Consider the following 9,462-nt stretch of genomic DNA (forward strand, 5'->3'; position numbering starts at 1 on the left):
GCAGCACGGACAGTCTTGACGGCTCTGCAACCCTATTTAGAACTGCTGTCCTGCCGGGGGGCTATCACGAAACCGGACACGAAAACCTACACCGTCGCGCTGCCGTGGTACGAGCGCGAGGATTTCGCTCAGCTTCGAGAGCTTGCCAGTGACCGCGACGAGACGCCGGGGGACTACGAGGCTTGGCATCGTCAGGCAACCAGCGTCATCAGTGAGTGGCTATCTCGCGGGAAAGCGCTCCAAGTCGTCACCGTGCGGCCCGCCGAGTTCCTGGCCTGGCTCGAACATAAAGGCCTGCCCAACATCGCTTCGACCCGGAAACAATACGTTGAGGAGATTGCGCGGTCCGGACACGTTCGGGGGCCAGCGCAACACTAGATGCGCGCACGGAGCTGGAGCTGTTCGTCACCGATGCGCTGATGACGACGCCCAAGGCGGCAAACGCGTATGAAGTTAATTTGTATTTTTGCGCTTCCAAGAACAGGGCCGGCCTTGATCGCCAGATCGGTGTCGCGGTGGCACGCTCGAGCTAATTGACCTTGCCCGTCAGGAAAAATGGCGGCCAGCATCATAAGTTAAAGCGTCGTAACCCGAGCCACGTTTTAAAAGCTGTCGCGGTCGTGTGAATGCTGTTTCGGGATGACAGCTGCGGCACGCATTCACGCGCACGAGGAGAGCCGTCATGCATTGCGGTCAAAGAACGCTCCTTCTCCACGACAGACAGAAAATGCCTGTCACCTATCAGTTCGGCAGCGTTTACGATGACAGCCGCGCCGGTTATCTCCTCTGTGATACGGCGAAACTGGACCCTTTGGCGCTACACAACAGGCTGCAACTAATCTGCGAAGACGGCAGCAATATCGTTGTAGCGGTCATGCATTCGAGCGACCGCTATCTAGCGGTGATCGGTCGAGTCGAGCATGCATCAGGAAGGACAGGGCCGGCGGTCGCGGATGACGGCGGAACCCAACGTCACCGATGATGGCAGCGGCCATTCCTGTCGCAGGTGATCGACTGTTGGGGCGCTATCCTTCTTGAGCATAGCTCGGGTTCGCAGTGCGCGATAACGGACGGCCTCGTCTCGAAACCGCCGCCGTTCCAAAGACCTCAATCGAGCTATCCGATTGGCTCGACATCCTTGGCCCTGTTCGCGATGATAGGCACCTGGCCTATAGTATTTGCCCGCATTCTTGGGCGGCAGCTTCAAACGCAGATCGTGCTTCCTCGGCCGGCGTTTGTCCTTTGATCGCAGCCATGCATTCGCTCACGGCCTGACGCCATAGTTCACCTGCGCCTTCTCCGCGCCAACTCAGCAGGAACTCTGCCGCTCGCTCGACATTGCTGACGGCATAGCGCTCCCCGACCTTTTTGGTGGCGACATAGACGGGCGGGGAGAACCAATGCAGCGGCATGACGCAGACAATGCCGCCCGCATCAATTCGTTCCGTCATGTCACGAAGCGACGAACTACTAGCCAGAGGACGGAGATCATGCTGGCCCAGGCGCGCTAGCCGGCGATCCATTGATAAAACCCCGTCAGCAGAGCGAGCACCAGAAATAGGACGCTGCTGCAAAATTCGATTGCAACCGTTCGCGGATGCGCTTTTGCATCAATCGGGCCGTGTCGGGTAACGACCTTGCCTGTCAACAGGGTCAACGCGAGGTTCAACGCCGACACCACTCCCAAGCCGTAGATGAAGTCCATGGGTCAGCCTCGCTCAGTGGGCAACTGAAGTCACGGATGTTCGACGGTGTACAGGAGCATTACTGTTAAACAGCCTTCATACGAAACCGCTCCACGGCACGCTGGGCCAGTTCGTCGTCGTCCATCTCCACTACAGCATGTGAGCGTCTGCTGATGCTCGTGTGAGCAAGCGTCAATGACAGCTTTCTGGTGGCTGGATAATCAAATCTCATACCTTCTGGTCAGCATCCAAGCTAACCAAGCGATAGTCGTCATACCAAATATCACTGATAATTCATTCATGGACCACCAAAACCAAATAAGAATATGTTATCCAACTAGCTTGGGCGGTGATCGTTGCCACAGCTCGTCATTTCAATCTTACTTGGTTAACTAAAGCGGATGATCTTGACGGTGTGCGACCCCTTAGCAGTGCGCGAGGACCGGGAAGGGTTGCACGCTCTAAGGCCAAGATCCGCAAGCGGAAGCATGATCAACAGGATCTACCAGGCTTGGATACGGAGCCGATGACTGCAAAGAAGACAGCACTTGAGCGCGCTTTCGAAATCGCTCACACCGCCGGGCCTGACTCGATCGAAGACATTCGCCGCCAGTTGGTTCGCGAAGGCTTCGATCATCGACAGATTGAAGGCCCGGTCCTGATCCGTCAGCTCAGGGATGCGTCTCTCAAAGCGCGCGAGAGCAAGGGACGAAGCTGATTGCGGGCATGGCTTCCGGGTCCTCGCCGCGCCCCGCGCGGGCTGCGCTGATCGATCTTTGGTACCGAGACGCCGTTAAGAATTGGAAAGTGAAGTTAGGATAGTGGCCCAATCAGGCCAGAATGGCCGCGAGGGGCTCCTGTGATTTTTGCCGATGCAGTCGCGCTTATCCTCACCTTGATAGCTGCGGCGGCGTTTGGGTATTTTGTCCCGAAGCACTGGGTTGACTGAGAATGCCAGGCTTCGGAATTGCCATCCGCTGCCCTGAAACGGGCCTTCCGGTCAATACCGGAGAAAAGTCGGCAACGAAGTTGCTCCACCCGAATATGCAAAAACGGACCATCTTCGGCTGCGCTGCATGCGGCAGCTCGCATGACTGGTACGTTCGAGATGCGTGGACTGTCCCCGATGAAGGCCCGTCCGATACCGGAGATGGCGACGCCGAGCTTCTGTGACGGCCAGTCATGGTATGTCATCGCAATCTGGCTGCCCGTTTTACGTCTCGCTCAGCCCCACGCCCACGATACCAAGTGTTCCAGTTGGCACCACGTCCCCGGTCGCGAGGATCAAAGTCGAGGCCGCCCATGATGTCGCGGAAGCGCGCTGCCTGATCGGGGTCTGAGAAACAGAACACGCGATAGTGCTTGCCATCATGCGCGACCTCATGACCTCGCGAGCACAAGGAAGACAACGGTCCCATCGCGTGCAGGCTGCCGAACCCGTGACCTATCACAAGCTCCAGCGCGACTTGATGCGGCCAGCCATGATCGACGCCAGCGGGCGACAACTCACCCTTACGCCTCATCGATCCGTCTCGGGCTCGCGGACCGGACGTGCGCCTTGCGAAAACAGCCCGCGCAGATAGCCACGAGAAACCGATCGGTCCGCATCCGCCAGGAGCACGATAAAATCATGTGCGAGAGCGCGCAGCGCCGCCGCTTCAGAACCGTGCTCGTCCAGCAAATCTGCCATCATGCCCGTCACTTCGGCGTCAAGCGTGCTGTCTTCAGCAGGTTGTTGGGCTGGCTGCGCTGACATCGGTTCCGCTCCCTCTGATGAGAACAAAATAAGAACGAATGCCTATACGGAGTCAATAATTCCTCCGCGTGATTGCTGCCATCCACTGCCGATCGGAGAAAGGGAAACCGTATCGCGGGTACGGAGGAGGCCTCGGAAGCCGTAATGGATTACGCCGCCGTCATCAGGTGAGCTTCGGGCGCTGCGACGTACTGGCTAACCTCACGAGGGCGCTTTGCGGCATCTTTCTGATCGACCGTGAGGAATTCCAGATAAATCTCCGTCGTGCTGACGCTGGAATGGCCTAGGTGCTGTTGAAGGTCGTAGATCGAGCGGCCCGATTTCAGCCAGTCCACGGCGAACCAATGGCGCAGGTCGTGAAAGCGAAAGCCGGTGAATTCGCGCCCGATTTCAGCGGCCGTGCTTCGTGCTGAACGGGTGGCTCTGCTGAAGAGCGATGATGCATTCTCGCTCTCGCTTGGCTTGGAAGGGAAAATTCGCATGTTTGGGCTGCGTGCCGGCAGACTGTCGAGCAGCTTGGCAGTATCTGGACTGAGTTTGATCGCGCGACGCTTGTTACGCTTCCCAATGACCGTCAAAACGCCAGTGTGGAGATCGAGCTGCGAACGCTTTGCCGACATAAGCTCGCCAAGACGAGCGCCTGTAGCCCGCGCCGTTATCATCAACGCCGCCATCATTGGGGTGAGGCGGGTGAGCATGAAAGCGAAGTCGTCCTCGGTCGGGAGGGCGATCGGGTCGCGGCGCTCGCGCAACGTCTCCATGATGAGCTTGGCAGGATTGCCGGTCCGCCAGTCATTCAGCTCCGCATATTGCATCACGGATGAAAGCGCCTGGAGGTCACGGCGGATCGTCGCGTTCGTGACGCTAGCTCGACGGGCTTTAACGAAAGCGAGCACATCCGTTTTATCGATCTCGTCAATAAACCTGCCTGCAAAAGCCGGCTTGAATTGGGAAATCGATACGCAATAGCGGCGCTGCGTCGTGGCTGCGACCGACTCGGAAATATGCCCGGACCAACCTATGACGGCATCTTCCCACGTCTTCCGATTGTCGCCGAACACCAAAGCGCCAATAGCCCGGTCTCTCATTTTGGCGACCCGCGCCCGCGCAATTTTGACATCGCCTGTTCGTAAGCTTTCTCGATATTCGCATCCGCGAACTGAGAACCTCGACCAGAGGATTTCACCGCGCCAGTACGTGTGCTTAGGGGCCTTGGGTTTTGCGGGCATTGAATGCGTTCCTTGATGTAGTTGCGAAGCGCGGCTTCATCGAACGTCCAGACGCCACCGATCTTGGCCGCATTCGGCAATTCGCCACGCAGTGCCATCGCTTGGACGGTGCGGGTTTGGATGCCCAGGATTGCCGCCGCGCGATCCGCACGAATACGTTCAGGCTGGAGGATGGAGCCGGGCTTCGAAGGCATCACTGCAGTCTCCTGGCCTAATTGCCACGGCGCAATCGTGGACCATCCTGATCGTTTTGGTCGACCTTTGGGCGTCAGCCGCAAGTCATCAGATGCCGTGCCAGCCTTGCACTATCTCGTTTCGCTTTTGCGGCACCTTCGGCATAGGTGGCGCCGGCCGGGAGATCGAGAGCAATACAGGTCTCGGGCGGCATCATGGCGGCGTCGTCCTTCAGCGCCACGCAAAGCCGGTTGAGGGCGACAACGAGCAAGCCAGGAGCTGTTGCCTGCACCCGGTCTTCGCTCGGATCGACCAAGGCACGAAAGCCCTGGCGCATCGCCTTGCGGTCATCGTCTGCAATGGCGGCGGTGATGTCGCGAACGTTCATCCGTGCACCCATGCGCCGTGCTGATCTTGATGGCCCCACTGTTCGGACCTGCCATCGTCGTCAGCAATCCCGTTGTCATCGGCGGCGCCTTCGTCTTCGCACTGTGCTCCCTCGTCCTCGCAGACGGTCTCTTGGTCGGCGCCGTCCTCTAACTCAGTGTCGCCATCCAACTGGTCAGCGACTGCAAGCAGGCAATCCATGATGATGCCGACGCGGCGGCGCATGCTGCCTGCTGCACCGGGCGTCTTGCTCAGCAGCGTCGCGACCTCCCGGAGGGTAGCTTCAACTTCGACAAGGTCGCTATCGGAAAGCGGCAAGAGGAGATCCGAGAGAGATACGGGCGGGAGCGGTTCTGCCATGCACCGCTGAGCGGGAAGCGGGGCGAACGGACGGAGATCGACCAAGCTCATCGGCGCGGCTCCATCGAAATGACGCGGCGCCCCATGACCAGTTCGCCATCGATGTAGATGACGGGCAGATGGCCGTAGAAGCTGAACGTCGGGAGGGTGACAGGCTTGCGCCCATGGGAGCGCGCGGGTGTTGATTTGCCGCGCTGACGGTTGATGCGGATCGGGCTCATGCGCGCACCATCGCGAGCATCGCGCCGTGCAGGACGCGGAGCCCCTTCATCGGCTCGTCGTCAATGAAGTCCGCATCTCGCGCGAGGATGACGCCTAGGAGCGCTACGGCGCCGGCGGGCGTGGTCGGAGCCATTTCGTAGCAGGCATCCGAAGTCCCCGCCCAATCGACATAGAGCCTGTCGATTTCGGCATCAGCGGCGGCGCAGTCCTCGGCTGACAGCGACGGCATCGCGCCGAGACGTGCGACCACATCCTCTTGCTCGGCAGCGACGGCATGAAACTGTGCTGCGAGACGGATCAACTCGGCATCGCCCGAGGCCGGGACATAGGGCGCGGCCTTGAGGATCGACGCCGCTGCCGGCGACATCACGAAGCCGGGCAGCATGGCAGGGACCGCAACCGCGACAGAGGCAACGGCGGATTGGAGGAATTGGCGACGTGCAATGGTCATGGAAGAGCACTCCTCTAGGAAGGGAGGGGTTGTCGGTTCCAGGCGTTGCCGGCGATGCGGAGGATTGAGGCGGCGATGCGCTCGCCGTAGCCACGCGCGGCAAGGCGGTCCCCTTCCCACGCCATCCGCTCGAAGGCCGGGGCGTGGCCTAGGGCCTCTAGCGCCTCGGCTTGGATCAGCACGCCGGCCATGGTGGAAGGCTCCAGGGCCATCACTTCGCGCACATGGGCTGCGAGAATCTCCAATGCGGCCAGGTGCGCCTTGATCGCGGCACGGATGCCGGAAGCCTTTTCCAGCATCGCAAAATCGGCTTCGTACTGCTCAAGGGTCGAGAGGTTCGTCTTGGCCTGGGCGACCAGTTCGGCACGGTGCGCAAGCCTCTTGGCGACCGTCTCGGGCTTGGTGCCTTTGCGGAAAGAGGGGGCGTCGGACCACCACGCGATATCTGTCTCGAAGCTCTCTCGGGTGCGGACGTTGGACTGCCAGTGATGAGGTGCGCACCGTTCCAAAATGCGCCGGGGCCGGCCGCTACCGCTAGGGCATAGAATTTCCGGAGGAGCGATAGGCGCTTTGGGCGACCAGGCCGTCATGATGGCTGCGCGCTCCGAAACTGCGCTGTGATAGTCGGCGAGGACGAAAGCCGTCTTTGCCCCCAGGTCCAGCAGTTCCGCAGCCTCGACCGCTGCCGGCCGGCTAGCGGCGATGGCAACCGGGCCAGCGGCGGCGGTGGATGCGGCAGCGAGGCCCAACAGCATCCGGCGGCGGTTGAAGATGGCAGAAGGCAAGCCGGTAGCGGCTGCCGCAACGGTGACGTTGAGCATTGGTATCTCCAGCGATGTCGAGGGCGGTTAAGCGGTGGCGTTGTTGATTAGAACAATCCGAGGGTGCGGGAGTAGGTGGCGCTCTCCCCAGACAAGGTGCGCCTTCCTAGTGTTGGACGAGACAGCGCAAAGTCCCCTCGTCACGGACCTTCACGTCAGCAACGACCTTGGCAAGAACGATTTCGGAGAACTGCTCCGGGGTGACCGTCTTTCGCGAATAATGCTTGTTGTCGCTCAGCAGCCAGATCAGGCCGTTGCCGCCGCACTGGCAGCGATAGACGACACCGGCCCCCATCTGGTCGATGAGATACAGGCCCTCGCCGTCATATCGATCGGTAGGCGCGCACACGACGTAATCGAAGCGGCTGCGCAGCGTCGGTTCCATGTTGTCGCCGAGCACGGGCGAGATTCGGATGCCGGGAGACTGGAACGTGTCAGGACGAAGGGCGGGCGGAAAAAGGTCCATAGCTCAGGCTCCAATGCTGTTGAGGGCACCGCGCAGAGCATCGATGCGAGAGGGCTGGAAATGCTGCCGATAGTTCTCGCGCTCGATCTCGAAGCGGATCGCGGCCGGGTCGTTGCGGAAGGACGCAGCTAAGGCGGCGGCGTCTCGTTCCATCAGCGCGACACGGGCCTTCGTATCGGCGTCGATCGTGGCGCGCTGGCGGAGCGCATAAGCCTCAGCCTTGGCTTCCGCCCAGGCCTTCGTCAGCGAGCGTGACAGGGTACGGTTGATCTCGGACGCTGGCTCGCGGCGCGCCCGGCCGAGCTGGAGAGCAAAGCGGCCGATCTGGTAGGCGCGGCGCATGATGGCGCTTTTGTTGAAGGCGATGCCAGCGTTACTGTGAAGGCTTGCTAGGGGCATTTGTGACCTGCTAAGAACGTCTATTGTGATTTTCACAATCACTCAAGTCCAGCATTCCTGTCAAGCGCAAAGTGATTATTAAAATCACTCGCCACATTTTAAAGGGGTTCAGGTGCTCACGACCGGATATCAGCTCAAGGCAGCCCGAGCGCTTGTCGGCATGGAGCAAGCGGACTTAGCGGAACGCTGTGGCGTTGCCGTTACGACGATCAGAAAAATGGAGTGGAAGGGCGCTGAGACGCTGACCAGCGGCCTTGATACGATCAAACGTGTTCAAGGGGCATTAGAGGCGGCCGGCGTCGAGTTTCTGAATCACGGCCAGCCAGGCGTACGACTGGCGAAGTCCGAAGAGAAGGGTCTATGAACGTGAAACTTCTAAGCCCAGCTGTAATTCTAGCTATCTTGATGATGCCGCATCTGGCAGATGCTCAGTCTACCAGCACAGCATTCGCAACACGACTGGAACAGCTCAAAAACTGCCTATCAAAATCAACAAAAGAACTAGACGACAAAATATCTGACGTTTCGTCAATTTCTCAAGTGGTGCTTTCATCCTGTAGTTTACAGGAAAAAAATCTTGCCGAATCTTACCTAAGTACACAGAAGCCTTATCCAATGGGAGTGAACGCCTTCATGCAGGACAATCGGAAAACGGTACTAAATCTAGCGTCAGAAATAGTTCTTCGCGCGCGAGCCGCTCAACCAAAAAGCAGGTAATAGCGATTCTACGCTACTAGGCCGTCCACACGTTAGCTGGGGCAACGGGCCTCACCAAATAACAGCCGCGCTTCGGCCTAAGCGGCTCCGGATGGCCTAAAGTGCGACAACACTACGGCCTTGCGTCTCAAGCGCATCTTAGGAGTGGGGTAAAAGGTGGGGTGCAACCTATCGATCAGCAGACCCGGCGCCATATTTCAACAGCATAGACGAAAGATTTGTCGGACTTCCCGTCCGTGTAAGCACGCCATGGCATGCCCCGTCACGCTGCGGCATAACCTGTCTAAATATCTGATATCATTGAGTTTAATCCGGAAATAGCGCATGATTCCTCCCAACAATCGGAGGCAAATCATGCGTTCCAGCAAAGCCAAGCGAACCGCGACCATTATCTGCGGTGTCGAGCCCGAGCTACGCGCTGCCGTTGAGGCAGAAGCCGAGCGTCGCGACACCTCGCTGTCGAGCACGGTACGGGCTCTGATCCGCGCCCAGCTCGCAACGATCCGCACGCAGCACCAGGCGGCTGCGTGATGTCGGCAGACGTGCATCAGCTTCACCCCGGCGTCACGACCGCATCCATCGCAGATGAGGCTCCGCCCTTGCCGATCGAGCCGCATATCATCGCGGCGGCGCTGACGACCGAGACGATGCGCGGCCTCACCGTGCAGATGCTTCTCGTGCTCCAGCACGCGCCTCGCGACGCTGCCGTGTTCGACCGCTTGCACGGCGAACTGCTCGACGCGTGGAGCACCCTTCACGACCACTACCGCGCCTATCGCGAAGTCCTCGAATGCA

The 9,462-nt window shown here is 59.5% G+C and carries 18 protein-coding genes; 6 read left to right on the forward strand and 12 right to left on the reverse strand.

All coding sequences use genetic code 11. The features are described 5' to 3' along the window. Positions 1-15 precede the first annotated feature (15 nt). Both AC1DR6_RS15825 and AC1DR6_RS15830 read left to right on the forward strand, forming a co-directional pair. Positions 16-378: a hypothetical protein gene (locus AC1DR6_RS15825; RefSeq protein ID WP_476830200.1), complete on the forward strand. Its 363-nt coding sequence runs from the start codon at positions 16-18 to the stop codon at positions 376-378. Between the two features lie 349 nt (positions 379-727). Then, positions 728-982, forward strand: a complete 255-nt coding sequence (locus AC1DR6_RS15830; protein ID WP_476830201.1) for a hypothetical protein — start codon at positions 728-730, stop codon at positions 980-982. Between the two features lie 187 nt (positions 983-1,169). Here the strand turns inward: AC1DR6_RS15830 and AC1DR6_RS15835 are convergent, their stop codons facing one another. Both AC1DR6_RS15835 and AC1DR6_RS15840 read right to left on the reverse strand, forming a co-directional pair. Continuing rightward, the gene (locus tag AC1DR6_RS15835) at positions 1,170-1,451 is read right to left on the reverse strand and encodes a DUF982 domain-containing protein (RefSeq protein ID WP_476830202.1); all 282 of its coding nucleotides are present in this window, start codon (positions 1,449-1,451) and stop codon (positions 1,170-1,172) included. 56 nt (positions 1,452-1,507) lie between these two features. Continuing rightward, the gene (locus AC1DR6_RS15840) at positions 1,508-1,705 is read right to left on the reverse strand and encodes a hypothetical protein (RefSeq protein WP_476830203.1); all 198 of its coding nucleotides are present in this window, start codon (positions 1,703-1,705) and stop codon (positions 1,508-1,510) included. Between the two features lie 506 nt (positions 1,706-2,211). Between AC1DR6_RS15840 and AC1DR6_RS15845 the strand changes: the two genes are divergently transcribed. Further along, positions 2,212-2,403 (forward strand): hypothetical protein, encoded by a 192-nt coding sequence (locus AC1DR6_RS15845; RefSeq protein ID WP_476830204.1) that lies wholly within the window; start codon positions 2,212-2,214, stop codon positions 2,401-2,403. Between the two features lie 801 nt (positions 2,404-3,204). Here AC1DR6_RS15845 and AC1DR6_RS15850 read toward each other — a convergent pair. The 10 genes from AC1DR6_RS15850 to AC1DR6_RS15895 form a co-directional block, all read right to left on the reverse strand. Beyond that, positions 3,205-3,441, reverse strand: a complete 237-nt coding sequence (locus AC1DR6_RS15850; RefSeq protein ID WP_476830205.1) for a hypothetical protein — start codon at positions 3,439-3,441, stop codon at positions 3,205-3,207. 149 nt (positions 3,442-3,590) lie between these two features. Beyond that, positions 3,591-4,502: a tyrosine-type recombinase/integrase gene (locus AC1DR6_RS15855; protein ID WP_476830206.1), complete on the reverse strand. Its 912-nt coding sequence runs from the start codon at positions 4,500-4,502 to the stop codon at positions 3,591-3,593. Between the two features lie 23 nt (positions 4,503-4,525). Further along, complete coding sequence (locus AC1DR6_RS15860) at positions 4,526-4,864, reverse strand: helix-turn-helix domain-containing protein (protein ID WP_476830207.1); 339 nt, start codon at positions 4,862-4,864, stop codon at positions 4,526-4,528. 74 nt (positions 4,865-4,938) lie between these two features. Then, entirely contained in the window at positions 4,939-5,232 is a 294-nt protein-coding gene (locus tag AC1DR6_RS15865) for a hypothetical protein (protein WP_476830208.1), read from the reverse strand. After that, a complete protein-coding gene (locus tag AC1DR6_RS15870; protein WP_476830209.1) occupies positions 5,229-5,549 on the reverse strand; it encodes a hypothetical protein in 321 nt (106 codons plus the stop codon). Before AC1DR6_RS15870 ends, AC1DR6_RS15865 begins: the two co-directional genes overlap by 4 nt. A gap of 89 nt (positions 5,550-5,638) precedes the next feature. Continuing rightward, complete coding sequence (locus tag AC1DR6_RS15875; RefSeq protein WP_476830210.1) at positions 5,639-5,812, reverse strand: hypothetical protein; 174 nt, start codon at positions 5,810-5,812, stop codon at positions 5,639-5,641. Next, positions 5,809-6,264 carry a hypothetical protein gene (locus AC1DR6_RS15880; protein ID WP_476830211.1) on the reverse strand — a complete coding sequence of 152 codons (456 nt, stop codon included), beginning with the start codon at positions 6,262-6,264 and terminating at the stop codon, positions 5,809-5,811. Before AC1DR6_RS15880 ends, AC1DR6_RS15875 begins: the two co-directional genes overlap by 4 nt. A 14-nt stretch (positions 6,265-6,278) precedes the next feature. After that, a complete protein-coding gene (locus AC1DR6_RS15885; protein WP_476830212.1) occupies positions 6,279-7,085 on the reverse strand; it encodes a hypothetical protein in 807 nt (268 codons plus the stop codon). Positions 7,086-7,191: 106 nt separating this feature from the next. After that, positions 7,192-7,551, reverse strand: coding sequence for a S24 family peptidase (locus AC1DR6_RS15890; RefSeq protein ID WP_476830213.1), 360 nt, complete (start codon positions 7,549-7,551; stop codon positions 7,192-7,194). Between the two features lie 3 nt (positions 7,552-7,554). Next, complete coding sequence (locus tag AC1DR6_RS15895) at positions 7,555-7,950, reverse strand: hypothetical protein (RefSeq protein ID WP_476830214.1); 396 nt, start codon at positions 7,948-7,950, stop codon at positions 7,555-7,557. A gap of 112 nt (positions 7,951-8,062) precedes the next feature. Here AC1DR6_RS15895 and AC1DR6_RS15900 point away from each other — a divergent pair, with 112 nt between their 5' ends. The 3 genes from AC1DR6_RS15900 to AC1DR6_RS15910 all read left to right on the forward strand — a co-directional run. Then, on the forward strand, positions 8,063-8,314 hold the full coding sequence (locus AC1DR6_RS15900; protein WP_476830215.1) for a helix-turn-helix domain-containing protein: 252 nt from the start codon (positions 8,063-8,065) through the stop codon (positions 8,312-8,314). 707 nt (positions 8,315-9,021) lie between these two features. After that, the gene (locus AC1DR6_RS15905) at positions 9,022-9,198 is read left to right on the forward strand and encodes a hypothetical protein (protein WP_476827358.1); all 177 of its coding nucleotides are present in this window, start codon (positions 9,022-9,024) and stop codon (positions 9,196-9,198) included. Next, the coding region (locus AC1DR6_RS15910; RefSeq protein WP_476830216.1) for a hypothetical protein at positions 9,198-9,462 on the forward strand (265 nt) is incomplete at its 3' end. The genes AC1DR6_RS15905 and AC1DR6_RS15910, both read left to right, overlap by 1 nt.

The organism is Allobosea sp. P5_A5, assembly GCF_056400625.1.